A 15639-nucleotide genomic window follows, 5' to 3' on the forward strand; every position below is an offset into this window, starting at 1 on the left:
GCAAACGATGGGAGTGGTGGGGCGATGAGCAGTGGGACCGGCACGGCCAAACGGACCCGCCGGCGGTGGTTCGCCGTGCTGTTGACGATGCTGGCGAGCATCGGCATCGTCGCGGCCCCACCCGCAACCGCCGAGGTCACGCCGATCGGCAATCTCGGTGAGACCCTGCGCGTCGAGTACAAGGGGATCGTCGCCGACGTCACCGTGCACGACGTACTCCCCACGCCTCCCCCGCCCGGGTACATCCCGACCGGTTCGCCGCGCTGGCGCAACGAAGGCGGCCCGTGGCGCGCCGGCGTCACCGTCCACACGATCCAGACGCCAAGCCCCTTCGTACAGTCGCTGGCCTTCGCGTTCAACGGCGTCACCCCGTATGGAGACGCCTACGCGCCCAAGAACACCGACGCCCCCGACGCCCTGCAGTACGCCCTGCTGAATGCGCCCGCAGGCTCCACGGTCAACGGCGCGGTGTACTGGCAGGTCTACCGCGACCTCGTCACCAACGTGGTGCTACTCGACCCCAAGACCGGCGCACACCTGGCCCAGTGGAACATCTGGCAGCCGGGCGCACCTGCCCCCCTGCCGCAGGCGCCACTTCCCTGACCCCCATGCCCATCGGGGTCGACGAGGCCACCCGCGACGACCTGACCGACCTCGCCGACGTCGCCGCACGCACCTTTCCCCTGGCGTGCCCGCCCTCGGCCACCGCGGAGAACATCGCCGCCTTCGTCGCCGAACACCTGTCCCCCGAGCGCTTCGCCGACTACCTCGCCGATCCCGACCGCGCCGTCCTCGTTGCCCGCGAGCACGGCCGAGTGACCGGATACGCCATGCTGATTCGCGGCGTTCTCGACGATGCCGACGTCCAGCGCGCCGTGACCGCGCGGCCCACCGTCGAACTGTCGAAGATGTACGTCTCGCCCGACGCGCACGGCGGTGGCGTCGCGCACGCCCTGATGACCGCGGCGATCGACCGAGCCCGCGACATGGGCTCGGCGTCATTGTGGCTCGGCGTGAACCAGGAGAACCGGCGCGCGCAGAAGTTCTACTCCAAGCACGGGTTCCTCATCACCGGCACCAAGACGTTCCGCTTGGGCGCAGGCGTCGAGCGCGACTACGTGATGGCACGCCCGCTCTGAGACGACGTCACTGCGACCCCGCGTGGGTGAGCGCCAACAGTCGCGACGTGGCGCGCAGGTACTTCTTGCGGAACCCGCCCGCCAGCATCTCCTCGCTGAACACCGTGTCGAGCTTCGCCCCCGACGCCACCACGGGAATGCCCGCGTCGTAGAGGCGGTCGGTCAGGGACACCAGACGCAGCGCGACGCTCTGATCGTCGATCGGGTGCACACCGGTGACGAACACCTCGGTCACCCCCTCGATCAGCGCGAGGTACCGGGAGGGATGCATCGTGGCGAGGTGGGTGCACAGCGCGTCGAAGTCGTCGAGCGTCGCACCCTCCACACCGGCCGCCCGGGACCGGACCTCGTCGTCGGACGGCGGCTGCGGGGCGGGCGGCAGGTCGCGGTGGCGGTAGTCCGGACCCTCGATGCGCACCGTGGTGAACATCTTCGCCAGGGTGTTGATCTCCCGCAGGAAGTCCTGCGCAGCGAACCGGCCTTCGCCCAACTGCTCCGGCAACGTGTTGGACGTCGCTGCGATCGACACGCCCCGCTCCACCAGAGCCGACAACAGCCGCGAGATCAGCGTCGTGTTCCCCGGGTCGTCGAGCTCGAACTCGTCGATGCACACAACGACGTAGCCCGAGAGCAGCTCGATGCACTCGACGAAGCCGAAAACACCTGCCAGCTGGGTCAATTCACCGAACGTCGCAAACGCCGCCGGGGCATCCTGGGCTGCGGCGAGGCGGTAGTAGCTCGACGCGAGCAGGTGGGTCTTGCCCACGCCGAACCCGCCGTCGAGGTACACCCCCACCCCCGGCAGCACCTCGCGCTTGCCGAACAGCTTCTTCTTGCCAGCCCGGCGCGCCACCGCGGAATCACAGAACTCGATGCACGACTGCACCGCCGCGGCCTGCGACGGCTCCCCCGGGTCGGGCCGGTAGGTGTCGAACGAGACGTCGGCGAACGTCGGCGGCGGCACCAGCCCGGCGATCAGCCGTTCCGGGGTCACGCTCGGATGGCGATCGGTCAGGTGGGCCACGGCCCCGGAGGGCGCCGTGTCGTCGTGAGGTGAAGGCCCGTGCATGCAGGCACCCTATCGACGTGTTGCAATTGTCCCCGTGTCCGAGGCCGACGCTGCGACAGAGCTCACAGAGCTGGGGCCCGTGGGCGCCTCGTTCGACACCGACGACGACGAGCGCCTCGCGGCGTTCTACGCGTACCCGGACGGCCTCGAGCGCTGCTACGTCCGCGCCAACATGCTGGCCAGCCTCGACGGCGCCGCGACCGACGACGGCACCTCCGGCGGCCTCGCGGGGTCCGGCGACCGCGCCATCTTCAACCGCATGCGCCGCGAGGCCGACGTCATCCTCGTCGGGGCGTCGACCGTGCGCATCGAGAATTACTCGGGCGCCCAGATGTCGGCCCTGGCCCGCCAGGAGCGTCAATCGCGCGGACAGAGCGAGGTGCCGCCGATCGCCGTGGTCACCCACCACGCCGACCTCGAACACGACGCCAAGCTGTTCACCCGCTCCGAGGTGCCGCCGCTGATCCTGACCTGCACAGAGACCGTCGCCGAGGCAGCACACCGGTTCGGCGACGCCGCAGACGTGGTCGACGCGTCCGGCGGTCATGGCGACCGCGTCGACCCCGCCCGCGCGCTGGAGATCCTCGCAAGCCGCGGGCTGCGCAGGGTGCTCACCGAGGGCGGGCCGTCGCTGCTGAGCCTGTTCATCGAACTCGACCTGCTCGACGAGCTCTGCGTGACGATCGCGCCGATCCTGGTCGGCGGCAACGCCCGCCGCATCGCCACCGGCTCCGGCGAGGCCCACACGCGCATGCGTCGCAGCCACCTGCTCACCGACGCCGAGGGCTACCTGTACTCCCGCTACGTCAAGGCCGTCTGACCGACGCGTGATCGGGCGGGCGGGAGTGACACCGGCGATCGCTACTGTGGTCAGCATGCGTCGGCGTCGTCAGCTGTTCCGGGCCATGTGCCTCGCGACCGTCACGTCGGCCGTGCTGGCCGGTTGCGCGCCCATCCTCGCCGCCAATCCCCGCTACGCGACCGACTCGGGCGCCCGCCCCCAGGGCGAGCCGCAGTCGACGCAGGCGCCGACCGGCCCGCCGCCCGTCGAGGCGCCCAAGAACGAGCTGTCGTGGCGGGACTGCACCAGCAGACTGTTCGGTGCGGCCGCGGTTCCGGCGCCGGCAGGCGTCAGCCTGGAGTGCGCCGAGTACGACGCCGACCTCGACTCGATCAACGGCGCCACGGGCACGGTGAGCATCGGCGTCGTGCAGGCCAAGTCCGTCGCCACCCCGTCGGACGCAGGTCCGCTGGTGATGACCACCGGTACCGACGTGGCCTCCTCGGTGGGGCTGCCGATCTGGCTGTCGCGCAACGGGACCGACGTGCTCAAGACCAACCCGATCGTCGCGGTCGACCGGCGCGGCCTCGGCACGTCGGGCGAACTCGACTGCCGTGACCTCTACGACCGCCAGGAGATGATCGACCAGGCGCAGTTCGAGGGCGGCAACGATCCCGTCGCCAACCTCGGTGCCATCGTGCAGACCGCCACGACGAGCTGCACGGACACGATCGCGCCCGGCGACTCGGCGTATGACAACTCCCACGCCGCCGAGGACATCGAGCGTCTGCGCAGCACCTGGGACGTGCCGTCGCTGGCGCTGCTCGGCATCGGCAACGGCGCCCAGATCGCGCTGGCCTACGCAGGCTCCCATCCCAACAAGGTGTCGCGGCTCATCCTCGATTCGCCGCTGCCGCTGGGCATCGGCGCCGAGGCCGCGGCCGAACAGAAGATCCAGGGCCAGCAGGCAGCGCTCGACGCCTTCGCCGCCCAGTGCACCGCCGCTGCGTGCCCGCTCGGTCCCGACCCCAAGGCCGCCATCGACTCGATGCTGGCCGACGCCCGCGAGGGCAGCGGGCCCGCAGGCGCCTCGGCGTCCGCGCTCACCGATGCGATCACCACGGCGCTGGCGTTCCCCACCGGCGACCGGGTGGGCACGACCAATGCGCTCGCGGGCACACTCGCGGCCGCGCGATCGGGCGATACGGCGGGGCTCACCGCGCTGCTCTCCGACGCGGAATCGTTGCGCAACACCGACGGCCAGTTCGTCAACTCCTGCAGCGACGCGTTGAACCGGCCGACCCCCGACCGGGTGCGTGAACTCGTCGTGGCATGGGCGCGGCTCTACCCGCAGTTCGGCCGGGTCGGCGCGCTGAACCTCGTCGACTGCCTCAACTGGCCAAGCGGCACGCCGCCGGAGGAACCGAAGGGGCTGGGCGTCCCGGTCCTGCTCCTCGGCGTGCAGAACGACCCGATCGTGGGCAACGAGGGCGTGGCCGCGGTCGCGGCCACGGTGATCAACGCCGGTGCCCCCAACCGGCGCGTGATCTGGCAGGGCATCGGCCACGGGGCGTCGATGAACTCGCCCTGTGCGCTCGCGCCGGTGCTGTCGTACCTGTCCAGCGGCAAGCTGCCGGGGACCGACACGTACTGCCCCGCCTGACCGAGGCCTCCGTAGAGCGGCCGGAATCCCGTTGTAGGGTGCGCTGGTGGCGGTAGCTGACTCCTTGTTGCGTGCGTTCCGGCCCCGTGAATCCGCTCCGACTGTCGCGACGGTGTTGCGGTCGGTCCTCTGGCCGCTGGCCATCCTCTCGGTCATTCACCGCACCTACGTCCTGGCGACCAACGGCTACATCACCGACGACTTCGGGCCCGTCTACCGGGCCGTCGTCAACTTCAAGATGGGCTGGGACATCTACAACGAGCGCTTCGAGTACGTAGACCCGCACTACCTGTACCCACCCGGCGGCACGCTGCTGCTGGCGCCGTTCGGCTACCTGCCGGTCGACGCGTCGCGCTACTGGTTCATCACCTTCAACACCCTCGCCATCCTCCTGGCCGCCTACTTCCTGCTGCGGCTGTTCAAGTTCACGATGGCGTCGGTGGCCGCGCCCGCCCTGGTGCTCGCCATGTTCTGCACCGAATCGGTCACCAACACGCTGGTGTTCACCAACATCAACGGCTGCATGCTGCTGGCAGAGGTGCTGTTCTTCCGGTGGCTGCTCGACGGCAAGCGAAACCACGAATGGCTGGCCGGTGTCGCGATCGGTTTGACGCTCGTGGTCAAGCCGTCGCTGGCACCGCTGCTGCTGCTCCCGGTGCTCAACCGGCAGTGGCGCCCCCTGGTGACGGCGTTCGGCGTGCCGCTGGTGTTCAACGCGGCGGCCTGGCCGCTGGTGTCCGACCCGATGAACTTCATCACCCGCACGGTCCCCTACATCTTCTCGACCCGCGACTACTTCAACAGCTCGATTCAGGGCCACGGCGTGTACTACGGTCTGCCCGACCTGATGATCCTGGTGTTGCGCATCGCGTTCGGGCTGCTCGCCGTGGCTACCCTGTGGCTGCTGTACCGCTACTACCGCGAGCGCGACCCGCTGTTCTGGATGCTCACCTCCTCCGGCGTACTGCTGATCACCTCGTTCCTGGTGCTCTCGCTCGGCCAGGGCTACTACTCGATGATGCTGTTCCCGTTCCTGATGACGGTGGTGCTGCCGAACTCGGCGATCCGCAGCTGGCCTGCGTGGCTGGCGATCTACGGGTTCATGACCATGGACCGGTGGTTGCTCGGGCACTGGCCGTCGACGGGCCGGTTCCTGGAGTACTCGAAGATCACCTACGGCTGGTCGCTGATGCTCATCGTGGTGTTCTGCTCGCTGTACTTCCGGTACCTCGACGCCAAGGCCGACGGGCGCCTGGCCGACGGCATCGACAGGCCGTGGATGAAGCGCATCGACTCCGACCGCGTCGTCCGGGTCTAGGAGGTACGCGGCGCCCCGGGAATGACGTCCGCGCTGCTCGCGTTGCGAATCACGACCGCTGAGTATTTCGGACCATACCCAGGAGCAATCGATGTCGACATACCGCGCCTTTCAGGTAACCGGCCAACGCCAGTTCGAACTCGTCGAGCGTGAAGTCGTAACGCCCGAACCGGGGCACGTGCGCGTCCGCGTACTCGCCTGCGGGGTGTGCCACAGCGATTTCCTTGGCGTGGAGGGACAGCGCGCCGACCCCCGCCGCCCGGTCGTGCCCGGCCACGAAATCGTCGGTGTGGTCGACGAAGTCGGTCAGGACGTCTCCGCCTGGAAGGCGGGTGACCGCGTCGGACTCGGCTTCCTCGGCGGCCACTGCGGCCAGTGCGTGCAGTGCCGGCGCGGCGACTTCGTCAACTGCCTCGACCAGCCGCAGCCGGGGACCGACTCCGACGGCGGATACGCCGAGATGGTGCACGCCAGGGCCAGCGGCCTGGTCCGCGTGCCCGAATCACTGAGCCCGATCGAGGCGGCCCCGCTGCTGTGTGCAGGCGTCACCACGTTCAACGCGCTGCGCCACGCCGACGCGCCCCCGGGCGCGCTGGTCGCCATCCAAGGCATCGGCGGGCTCGGCCACATCGGTATCCAGCAGGCCAAGCAACTCGGATACCGCACCGTCGCGATCGCTCGAGGCGACGATAAGGCCGCCTTGGCCGCGTCGCTGGGCGCCGATGACTACGTCGACAGCGCGTCGATCGATGCGGGTGTCGCACTTCGGGATTTGGGTGGCGCCGCGGTGATCATCGCCACCGCGGCCAGCGGAGCGTCGATGTCCCCACTGGTGGCCGGACTGGCCCCGCGTGGCCGGCTCGTGGTCGTGGGCGCAGCGCCCGACCCGATCACCGTGCAAACCCCCGACCTGATCTTCGGTGGCCGCTCCATCGTCGGCAGCTTGACCGGGACGCCCGTGGAGAACGAGGACAACCTCGCCTTCAGCGTCGCTCGTGGCATCCGCCCCATGACCGAGGTCATGCCACTGACGGAGGCACCGCGTGCCTACGAACGAATGATGTCGGGCGCAGCACGGTTTCGGGTCGTGCTCGATGTCGCTAGCGTGGAAGCATGACGACTCCTCGAGTGCAGCTCACCGACGACGAGTGGCGCACGAAACTGAACCCTGCCGAGTTCGCGGTGCTGCGCGAGGCGGCCACCGAGCGCCCGTTCACCGGCGAGTACACCGACACCAAGACCGACGGCGTGTACCAGTGCCGTGCATGCGGCGCCGAACTGTTCCGCAGCACCGAGAAATTCGAATCCCATTGCGGCTGGCCGTCGTTCTTCGACCCGGCGGACTCCGATGCCGTGATCCTCAAGACCGACGACACCCTGGGCATGCGCCGCGTCGAGGTGATCTGCGCGAACTGCCACAGCCACCTGGGGCACGTCTTCGAGGGCGAGGGCTACCCGACGCCCACCGATCAGCGGTACTGCATCAACTCGATTTCGCTGAAACTGGTCCCGGCCGAGGGCTGAGCTTGCGCCGAACTGGAGCGTCACGTCGCTGCGCGCGTGCTCGCAACGACGTGACTCTCCAGTTCGGCGGAGAAGGGGTTAGGGCAGGCGGGCGATGAGGTCTTCGGCGGACACGCGCGGCCCGGTGAAGAACGGCGTCTCCTCGCGGACGTGGCGACGGGCGTCGGTGTAGCGCAGCTTCCACATCAGCTCGACGATGCGACCGAGGTCGGGGCCCTCGAACGCGAGGATCCACTCGTAATCGCCCAGCGCGAACGCCGGCACCGTGTTGGCGCGCACGTCGGGGTACTCGCGGCCGGCCATGCCGTGCTCGACGAGCATCTTGCGGCGCTCGTCGTCGGGCAGCAGGTACCACTCCAGCGAGCGGACGAACGGGTACACGCAGATGTAGTCGCCAGGGTCCTCACCCGCGATGAACGCGGGCACGTGGCTCTTGTTGAACTCGGCGGGCCGGTGCAGCGCCACCACGCTCCACACCGGGTCACTGGCCAGCCCCAGCGTCGTGCGGCGGAACGCACGGTAGGTCGCCTGCAGATCCTCGACGCGCTCGGCGTGCGTCCACATCATGAAGTCGGCGTCGGCGCGGAAACCCGCGACGTCGTACAGGCCTCGGACGACGACGCCGCCCTCTTCCTGCTGCTTGAGGAACGTCGCGGTCTCGTCGACGAGCGACGACCGCTCCTCCCCCAGCGCTTCGGGCTGCACCGCGAAGACCGAAAGCATCATGTACCGGGTCATCGAGTTGAGCGCGTCGTAATCGAGCTTGGCCATACGACCTATCGTGCCACGCGCGACGTCGTCAAACGCGCGGCCGCCCTGGTGCCGGACGCCACACACGCCGGTACGCCGATGCCGTCGAGATAGCCGCCCGCGACCGCCAGCGTCGGCGGCAGACCCGCCCGCAATTCGGCGATCAGGTCGGCGTGGCCCGGCCCGTACTGCGGCATCGCGTCGATCCAGCGCTGCACGAAGCAGTCGACGGGATCCTGCCGGATGCCGAACAGGTCGGCGAGGTCGTCGGCCGCCCAGGACAGCAGCTCCTCGTCACCGGCATTGCGGGCCAGGTCGTCGCCAAAACGCCCGTACGACAGCCGCAGCAGTTCGGCGTTGCCACGCCTACCCCACTTGCGCGACGTCAGCGTCACGGCCTTGGCGTGCAACCGCTCCCCGCTGGCCACCAGCACGCCGGACTGGTCAGGCAACGGGGTGCCTCCCGGCAGTGCGAGGACGACCAGCGCATTGGACGCGACGCGGATGCGCTTGGCCGCCGCCGCCGTCGCGGGCGCCACCTGCTCGACGAGACGCGGCAGCCTGGGCGCGGGCACCGCGAGCACGACGGCGTCGGCGTGGCAGTGCGCTCCGTCGTCGTCGAGCACGCTCCACGCGTCGCCGGACCGTTCGATTCGTTGCACGCCGACGTGCGCCCAGCGGAACCCGGCCCGCCGCGCCAACTCGTCGACCAGCACCTGGTAGCCGCCGTCGATCGCGCCGAACACCGAGCCGCCGGTCGGCGTGGGCAGTGACCGGCGGACCGCCTCGGACAGGCTCGGCGCGCCGCGGTCCAGAGCCGCGGCCAGCGGCGGCACCGCCGAGCGCAGACCGATCGTGGCCGCGGACCCGGAGTACACCCCGCCGAGCAGCGGATCGACCGACCGCGCGACGACCTGCTGACCGAACCGGTCACCGACGAGTGCGCCGACCGACGGGTCCGCGCCGGGCCGCCACGGCAGCGGCCGCCTCGGTTCGTCGGCGATCCAGGCGAGGGTGGCGTCGTCGACCAGCCCGGCCATCGACGCGGCGTCGGCCGGAATGCCCTGCAGCGTGCCCTGCGGCATCGGGTTCAGCCTGCCGCCGGCGTAGATCAACGGCCGGACGCCGGTCGTGCCCACCTGTCGCGACGCGAGACCCAACTCGGCCAGTAGCGCCGGCACCTCCGGCCTGCGGGCGATGAACGCCTCGGCGCCGACGTCCACGGCCTGGCCGCCGATGCGCTCGGTGCGCAGCACACCGCCGAGGCGATCGGCCGGGTCGAACAGCGTGATCGACGCGTCCGGGCCCGCCGTCACGCGCAGCCGGTACGCCGCCACCAGCCCGGAGATCCCGCCTCCGACCACGCAGTACGACGGCACGGCCGGAGTCACAACGAATGCACCAGCGCCACCGTGTCGGTGACGATGCCCGGATCGGTCGGCGGCAGCACGCCGTGGCCGAGGTTGAACACGTGCCCGGTGGCGCCTGCGTCGATGGCTCGTCTGCCGTCCTCGACCACGCCGCGCACCGCCCGTTCCACCGCGGGCCAGCCCGCGAGCAGCACCACCGGGTCGAGGTTGCCCTGCAGCGCCTTGCCGGGGCCGACGCGCGTCGCGGCGTCGGTGAGCGTGGTGCGCCAGTCGACGCCCACCACGGTCGCGCCCGCCTCGCCCATCGCGCCGAGCAACTCGGCGGTGCCGACGCCGAAGTGCGTCATCGGCACGGCAGGCTTGATCCCCGAGTCGCTGCGCTCCTGCCCCAGGTGCGCGGCCAGTTCAGCGAACACCCGCGTGCTGTGCGGCAGCACGAAGTGGCGGTAGTCGGCCAGCGACAGCGTGCCCGCCCACGAATCGAACAGCTGAATGGCGTCGACGCCGGCGTCGAGCTGTGTGCGCAGGAAGGCAATCGTGACGTCGGTGAGCTTGCTCATCAGCGCGTGCCATGTCTGCGGCTCGCCAAGCATCATCGCCTTGGTGCGCTCGTGGTTGCGGCTCGGCCCGCCCTCGACGAGATAGGACGCCAGCGTGAACGGGGCGCCCGCGAACCCGATCAGCGGCACGTCGCCCAGCGCGCCGACGAGCATGCCGATGGCCTCGGCGACCGGAGCGACCTCCGCGGCGTCGAGCGGACGCACCGCGGCGACGTCCGCGTCGGTGCGGATCGGGTGGTCGATCACCGGTCCGACGTCGGGCACGATGTCGAGGCCGATGCCCGCGGCGCGCAGCGGAACGACGATGTCGGAGAACAGGATTGCCGCGTCGACGCCGTGCCTGCGCACCGGCTGCAACGTGATCTCGCAGATCAGTTCGGCGTCGAAGCAGGCCTGCATCATGGTGTTCTTGGCGCGCAGTTGGCGGTACTCGGGTAGCGAACGCCCGGCCTGCCGCATGAACCACACCGGGACCCGGTGGGGCTTGCGGCCGCCGGCCGCAGCCAGATACGGGGAGTCGGGCAGGTCACGGCGGGTATTCATCAGCGTCCATGCTGCCATGTCGGGCCACTACGGCGCGCCTGCGCCGTCACCTGCCCAAATGGTCTAGCGTCAAACGCCGTGACCTCCGCCGCCGAACCGGCTCCATTCCGCGAAGCGGTCGCGGCGATGAATGCCGCTACCGTGCGGGCGGAGATCGAACTCGGCCCGATCCGTCCCCCGCAGCGCCTCGCGCCGTTCAGTTACGCGCTCGGCGCCGAGGTCCGGCACCCCGAGACGGCGATCGTGCCCGAACGCTCCGAGGGCGACGCCTTCGGCAGGCTCATCCTGCTGCACGACCCCGAAGGCGCAGAGGCCTGGGACGGCACCATGCGCCTGGTCGCCTACATCCAGGCCGACCTCGACTCGATGGAGGCCGTCGACCCACTGCTGCCCGAGGTCGCGTGGAGTTGGCTGGTGGACGCGCTGGAGGTCAGCGGCGACGCCGTCACCGCCCTCGGCGGCACGGTCACGGCCACGACCTCGGTGCGCTACGGCGACATCTCCGGCCCCCCGCGGGCGCACCAACTCGAACTGCGGGCTTCGTGGACGGCGACCAATCTCGAACTGGGCCCCCACGTCCAAGCGTTCTGCGAGGTGCTCGAGCACGCCGCGGGCCTACCACCGGCGGGTGTCACGGACCTGAACTCCCGCACCCGCGCCTGACATGACGGACACCCCGGAAGAGCCCGGTCCCGGCACGCCCGAAGAGGCCGAGCCCGACACCACGCCCCTGCTGGCGCCCGCCGACGGCGTTCCCCCGTTGGCGATGTATCCGAGCGACATCGCCGACGCCGCCGAGCTCCTGGCGTCCGGCAGCGGCCCGTTCGCGATCGACGCCGAACGGGCGTCGGGCTTCCGCTACTCGAACCGGGCCTACCTGGTGCAGATCCGTCGCCGCGGCGCGGGCACCGTGCTGATCGACCCGGTCAACCACGGGGCCGACCCCGTCGCGACGATGGCGCCGGTGGCTCGCGTGCTGGCCACCGACGAGTGGGTGCTGCACGCCGCCGACCAGGATCTGCCGTGCCTCGCCGAGATCGGCATGATCCCGCCGAGCCTGTACGACACCGAACTCGGGGGCAGGCTCGCCGGATTCGACCGGGTGAACCTCGCCGCCATGGTGCAACGCCTGCTCGGCCTGCAATTGATGAAGGGCCACGGCGCCGCCGACTGGTCCAAGCGCCCGCTGCCCCCCGAATGGCTGAACTACGCCGCGCTGGACGTCGAGGTCCTGCTCGAGCTGCGCGACGCCGTCGCCGCCGTACTCGAGGAGCAGGGCAAGAGCGACTGGGCCGCCCAGGAATTCGAGCACCTCCGGACGTACGTGGCCCCGCCCACCCGACGCGACCGCTGGCGCCGCACCTCGGGCATCCACAAGATCCGCAACCCGCGCGCGCTGGCCGCCGTACGCGAACTGTGGACCACCCGCGACGGCATCGCCCAGCGCCGTGACATCGCCCCCGGCCGCATCCTGCCCGACTCGGCGATCGTCAACGCGGCGACCAGCGACCCGGACACGACCGAAAAGCTCACGGCGCTACCGATATTCGGTGGCAACCGGCAGCGCCGCAGCGCCCAGGTGTGGCTGGACGCGCTGGCTCGCGCCCGCCGTTCCGAGGACATGCCGACGTCGTCGGATCCGCAGTCCGGACCGCCGCCCGCCTCCCGATGGGCCCGCCGCAAGCCGGAGGCCGCAGCGCGCCTCGAGGCCGCCAAGGCAGCGCTGGCGGACCTGTCGCAGCGACTCACGGTGCCTGCCGAGAACCTGCTGACCCCCGACACCGTGCGCAGGCTGTGCTGGGACTGGCAGCCACCGGCCGACCCGGACGACGTGCCCGCGGCCGTCGAGGCGTTCCTCGCCGACGCCGGCGCGCGACGCTGGCAGCGCGAGTTGACCGTGCCGATCGTCAGCGAGGCACTTCAGGCGGCCGCCGCCGTCGGCAAGGCAGACGCCCAGGCCGGCGACGACTCCGCAGCACCCGAAGGCTGAGAGTCAGCCTGCCGCAACGCGATCGACGTGGGCCAGGAAGTGCGTCAGCACCGCCTTGGGCGCCTCGAGCTGCGGCCAGTGCGCGATGTCGTCGGCCAGCATCACCACGTCGGCGTCCGGGATCACCTCGGCGTACCGACGCGCCATGTGCGCGCCGGAGTTCGGGTCGGCGGGCCCGTCGATCAACCGCATCGGCACGGCCGTGCGACGCATGGCGCGAACCCATCGGTTGCGGTGCTGATAGCGGTCGGTGACGAAGCGGCCCACCTTGTGCATCACCGCGGCACCGTCGTTGTACTCGAGGATCTGATGGAACCGATCGAGTTCGTGCGGGGTCGGCCTGGTGTTCGGGCCGAACAGTTCGTCGAGGGTGCGGTCGACGACCCGACGCATCACGGGACCGTTCTGAAGACGGGCGAAGGCGTCGCCCAACGGAGTGCGCGACATCAGCTTCTGCACCAGCCGTGGCGCGTACGCCTCGTTGAACATGCCGCCGTTGAGCCAGGTGATCGTCTCGAATTCGACTGCGGCATAGGACCAGTCACCGAACTCATGCCGGGCCAGCAGTTCCTGGGCGACGGAGTCGCCGAGGTCGTGGGCCAGCACGTGGCACCGGGTGACGCCGAGGTGGGCCAGCAGCGCCTCGTGTACGTCGGCGTGGTCGTGTACCGAGTACTGGTAGATCGACGGCTTGTCGGAGAAGCCCATCCCCAGCATGTCCGGTGCGATCACCGTGAATCGCCGAACCAGCGTGGGCCAGATGCGGACCCAGTCGAACGAGTTGAACGGGTAGCCGTGGATCAGCAGTAGGACCGGGCCCTCGCCGAGCGGCAGGCCGTCGACGCGGTGGAACACGTCGAAGCCGAGGTAGTCGAAGTACTGCCCGGCGGACTTCCAGCGCTCGAGTTCGGCGTCCATGGCAGGAGACTAGCCCCGCGGACTAGTCGATGCGGTCGCCGACCTCGGACTCACGCGACGGGCTGGGCAGCGCGGCCACCCAGCCGGTGATCTGGCGGGCGACGTTCTGGTCGGTGAGACCGACGGCGGTGAGCACTTCGCCGCGCGAGGCATGGTCCTGGAACTCCTGCGGCATAGCGACGTCGCGGCACGGCACGTCGACCTCCGCGCGGCGCAGCGCCGACGACACAGCAGACCCGACACCGCCGTGCACGCCGTTGTCCTCGAGGGTGACGACCAGCCCGTGGTCCTTGGCCAACTCGACCAACACCGGCGGCACCGGCAGGACCCATCGGGGATCGACCACCGTCACGCCGATGCCCTGCTTGCGGAGGCGTTCGGCGACCGACAGCGCCATCGACGCGAACGGCCCCACTCCAACCAGCAGCACGTCGCTGGAGAGGCCCTCGGCGGGTTCGGCCAGCACGTCGACCCCGGCGCGGCGCGCGACGGCGGGGATGTCCTCCCCGACCGCACCCTTGGGGAACCGCAGCGCGGTGGGCCCGTCCTTGACGTCGAGCGCCTCGTCGAGTTCCTCGCGCAGGCGGGCGGCGTCGCGTGGCGCGGCGACGCGCATCCCTGGAACGACGCCGAGGATCGACAGGTCCCAGATGCCGTTGTGGCTGGCGCCGTCGGGTCCGGTGACGCCGGCGCGGTCGAGCACCAGGGTCACTGGAAGCCGGTGCAGAGCAACGTCCATCATCAGCTGATCGAACGCGCGGTTGAGGAACGTCGAGTAGATCGCGACCACCGGGTGCATGCCGCCCATCGCGAGGCCGGCGGCCGAGGTCATCGCGTGCTGCTCGGCGATGCCGACGTCGAAGAAGCGATCCGGGTACTGCGTGCGGAAGGCGCTCAGACCCGTCGGTCCCGGCATGGCGGCGGTGATCGCCACGACGTCGCGGCGCTTGGCAGCGCGCTTGATCAGCTGGTCGGAGAATACCGAGGTCCACCCCGGCGCGGCGACCGACGTCGCGAGCCCCGTCTGCGGGTCGATGATGCCGGTCGCGTGCATCTGCTCGGCCTCGTCGTTCTCGGCCGGGCCGTAGCCCTTCCCCTTGCGGGTGACGACGTGGACGATGACGGGTCCGTTGAAGCCGCGCGCGCTGCGCAGAGCGGTCTCGACGGCGTGCTCGTCGTGTCCGTCGATCGGGCCGACGTACTTGAGGCCCAGATCGGTGAACATCACCTGCGGCGCCAGCGCGTCCTTGATGCCGGCCTTCACGCTGTGCATGCCCTGGTAGAAGATCTCGCCGACGACCGGGACACCGCGCACGGTCTCGCGGCCCCGCTCGAGCAGCTTCTCGTAGCCCGGCTGCAACCGCAGGCCGGCCAGGTGATCGGCGAAACCACCGATGGTCGGCGCGTAGCTGCGGCCGTTGTCGTTGACGACGATGACGACGGGCCGGTTGGAGCCCGCGATGTTGTTCAGTGCCTCCCAGCACATGCCGCCGGTCAACGCGCCGTCTCCGACGACCGCAACGACGTGCCGGTTGCGGTGGCCGCTCAGCTCGAAGGCCTTGGCCAGCCCGTCGGCGTAGGACAGCGCGGCGCTGGCGTGGCTGGACTCGACCCAGTCGTGCTCGCTCTCGCTGCGCGAGGGATAACCCGACAGGCCGTCCTTCATGCGGAGGTTGTCGAAGTCGGCGCACCGGCCGGTCAGCATCTTGTGGACGTAGGACTGGTGGCCGGTGTCGAACACGATCGGGTCGTGGGGCGAGTCGAAGACGCGGTGCAGCGCCAGCGTCAACTCGACGACGCCCAGGTTGGGACCCAGGTGTCCGCCGGTCGCGGCGACCTTGTGGATGAGGAACTCGCGGATCTCGATCGCGAGGTCGTCCAACTGGGCCTGCGACAGGTGCTGCAGATCTGCGGGACCTCGGACCTGTTCGAGCATCCCGTCAGTTTACGCACCCCGATCCGACGGAGTCCTGTCCTGACGGCTGTGATGAGACACACTGGAGGGTCGCCCCGA

15 protein-coding genes are annotated in these 15639 nt (G+C 70.1%); 9 read left to right on the forward strand and 6 right to left on the reverse strand.

Going from position 1 to position 15639, the window contains the following annotated elements; all coding sequences use genetic code 11:
- Positions 1-24 precede the first annotated feature (24 nt).
- Complete coding sequence (locus LOK44_RS23025; protein WP_237572415.1) at positions 25-603, forward strand: hypothetical protein; 579 nt, start codon at positions 25-27, stop codon at positions 601-603.
- 5 nt (positions 604-608) lie between these two features.
- Entirely contained in the window at positions 609-1139 is a 531-nt protein-coding gene (locus LOK44_RS23030) for a GNAT family N-acetyltransferase (RefSeq protein WP_237572416.1), read from the forward strand.
- Between the two features lie 7 nt (positions 1140-1146).
- On the opposite strand, the gene zapE is transcribed toward LOK44_RS23030, so the two are convergent.
- A complete protein-coding gene (zapE, locus tag LOK44_RS23035) occupies positions 1147-2208 on the reverse strand; it encodes a cell division protein ZapE (protein WP_237572417.1) in 1062 nt (353 codons plus the stop codon).
- Between the two features lie 34 nt (positions 2209-2242).
- On the opposite strand from zapE, the gene LOK44_RS23040 reads away from it, so the two are divergent.
- From LOK44_RS23040 to msrB, 5 genes are all read left to right on the forward strand, one after another.
- On the forward strand, positions 2243-3028 hold the full coding sequence (locus tag LOK44_RS23040) for a pyrimidine reductase family protein (RefSeq protein ID WP_237572418.1): 786 nt from the start codon (positions 2243-2245) through the stop codon (positions 3026-3028).
- Positions 3029-3083: 55 nt separating this feature from the next.
- Entirely contained in the window at positions 3084-4652 is a 1569-nt protein-coding gene (locus tag LOK44_RS23045) for an alpha/beta hydrolase (protein WP_237572419.1), read from the forward strand.
- A 43-nt stretch (positions 4653-4695) separates the two neighbouring features.
- Positions 4696-5970, forward strand: coding sequence for an arabinofuranan 3-O-arabinosyltransferase (gene aftC / locus LOK44_RS23050; RefSeq protein ID WP_372481302.1), 1275 nt, complete (start codon positions 4696-4698; stop codon positions 5968-5970).
- A gap of 91 nt (positions 5971-6061) precedes the next feature.
- The gene (locus tag LOK44_RS23055) at positions 6062-7087 is read left to right on the forward strand and encodes an alcohol dehydrogenase catalytic domain-containing protein (protein ID WP_237572421.1); all 1026 of its coding nucleotides are present in this window, start codon (positions 6062-6064) and stop codon (positions 7085-7087) included.
- Positions 7084-7494 carry a peptide-methionine (R)-S-oxide reductase MsrB gene (gene msrB / locus LOK44_RS23060; protein ID WP_237572422.1) on the forward strand — a complete coding sequence of 137 codons (411 nt, stop codon included), beginning with the start codon at positions 7084-7086 and terminating at the stop codon, positions 7492-7494. Before LOK44_RS23055 ends, msrB begins: the two co-directional genes overlap by 4 nt.
- 78 nt (positions 7495-7572) lie before the next feature.
- Here the strand turns inward: msrB and hemQ are convergent, their stop codons facing one another.
- Genes hemQ through hemE form a run of 3 tightly spaced genes read right to left on the reverse strand, consistent with a single transcriptional unit; the run spans position 7573 to position 10717 of the window.
- Positions 7573-8265 (reverse strand): hydrogen peroxide-dependent heme synthase, encoded by a 693-nt coding sequence (gene hemQ / locus LOK44_RS23065; RefSeq protein WP_237572423.1) that lies wholly within the window; start codon positions 8263-8265, stop codon positions 7573-7575.
- Between the two features lie 5 nt (positions 8266-8270).
- Entirely contained in the window at positions 8271-9635 is a 1365-nt protein-coding gene (locus tag LOK44_RS23070) for a protoporphyrinogen oxidase (RefSeq protein WP_237572424.1), read from the reverse strand.
- Positions 9632-10717, reverse strand: a complete 1086-nt coding sequence (gene hemE / locus LOK44_RS23075) for a uroporphyrinogen decarboxylase (protein ID WP_237572584.1) — start codon at positions 10715-10717, stop codon at positions 9632-9634. The genes LOK44_RS23070 and hemE overlap by 4 nt, the downstream gene beginning before the upstream one ends.
- Positions 10718-10795: 78 nt before the next feature.
- On the opposite strand from hemE, the gene LOK44_RS23080 reads away from it, so the two are divergent.
- Both LOK44_RS23080 and LOK44_RS23085 read left to right on the forward strand, forming a co-directional pair.
- Positions 10796-11380 (forward strand): DUF3000 domain-containing protein, encoded by a 585-nt coding sequence (locus LOK44_RS23080; protein ID WP_308192779.1) that lies wholly within the window; start codon positions 10796-10798, stop codon positions 11378-11380.
- A gap of 1 nt (position 11381) precedes the next feature.
- The gene (locus LOK44_RS23085) at positions 11382-12707 is read left to right on the forward strand and encodes an HRDC domain-containing protein (RefSeq protein ID WP_237572425.1); all 1326 of its coding nucleotides are present in this window, start codon (positions 11382-11384) and stop codon (positions 12705-12707) included.
- 3 nt (positions 12708-12710) lie between these two features.
- Here LOK44_RS23085 and LOK44_RS23090 read toward each other — a convergent pair whose 3' ends face one another.
- Complete coding sequence (locus LOK44_RS23090; protein WP_237572426.1) at positions 12711-13625, reverse strand: alpha/beta fold hydrolase; 915 nt, start codon at positions 13623-13625, stop codon at positions 12711-12713.
- Between the two features lie 22 nt (positions 13626-13647).
- On the reverse strand, positions 13648-15561 hold the full coding sequence (gene dxs, locus LOK44_RS23095; RefSeq protein WP_237572427.1) for a 1-deoxy-D-xylulose-5-phosphate synthase: 1914 nt from the start codon (positions 15559-15561) through the stop codon (positions 13648-13650).
- Between the last annotated feature and the right edge of the window lie 78 nt (positions 15562-15639).

Origin of the sequence: Mycolicibacterium lacusdiani (assembly GCF_021916785.1) — a bacterium.
Classification (GTDB): domain Bacteria; phylum Actinomycetota; class Actinomycetes; order Mycobacteriales; family Mycobacteriaceae; genus Mycobacterium; species Mycobacterium lacusdiani.

What these genes read in the sequence shown, in the direction of transcription:
- LOK44_RS23025 (WP_237572415.1), top strand. Translation starts at nt 25, where the DNA reads ATGAGCAGTGGGACCGGCACGGCCAAACGGACCCGCCGGCGGTGGTTC.
- LOK44_RS23030 (WP_237572416.1), top strand. Translation starts at nt 609, where the DNA reads ATGCCCATCGGGGTCGACGAGGCCACCCGCGACGACCTGACCGACCTC.
- zapE (WP_237572417.1), bottom strand. Translation starts at nt 2,208, where the DNA reads ATGCACGGGCCTTCACCTCACGACGACACGGCGCCCTCCGGGGCCGTG.
- LOK44_RS23045 (WP_237572419.1), top strand. Translation starts at nt 3,084, where the DNA reads ATGCGTCGGCGTCGTCAGCTGTTCCGGGCCATGTGCCTCGCGACCGTC.
- LOK44_RS23055 (WP_237572421.1), top strand. Translation starts at nt 6,062, where the DNA reads ATGTCGACATACCGCGCCTTTCAGGTAACCGGCCAACGCCAGTTCGAA.
- msrB (WP_237572422.1), top strand. Translation starts at nt 7,084, where the DNA reads ATGACGACTCCTCGAGTGCAGCTCACCGACGACGAGTGGCGCACGAAA.
- hemQ (WP_237572423.1), bottom strand. Translation starts at nt 8,265, where the DNA reads ATGGCCAAGCTCGATTACGACGCGCTCAACTCGATGACCCGGTACATG.
- hemE (WP_237572584.1), bottom strand. Translation starts at nt 10,717, where the DNA reads ATGAATACCCGCCGTGACCTGCCCGACTCCCCGTATCTGGCTGCGGCC.
- LOK44_RS23085 (WP_237572425.1), top strand. Translation starts at nt 11,382, where the DNA reads ATGACGGACACCCCGGAAGAGCCCGGTCCCGGCACGCCCGAAGAGGCC.
- LOK44_RS23090 (WP_237572426.1), bottom strand. Translation starts at nt 13,625, where the DNA reads ATGGACGCCGAACTCGAGCGCTGGAAGTCCGCCGGGCAGTACTTCGAC.
- dxs (WP_237572427.1), bottom strand. Translation starts at nt 15,561, where the DNA reads ATGCTCGAACAGGTCCGAGGTCCCGCAGATCTGCAGCACCTGTCGCAG.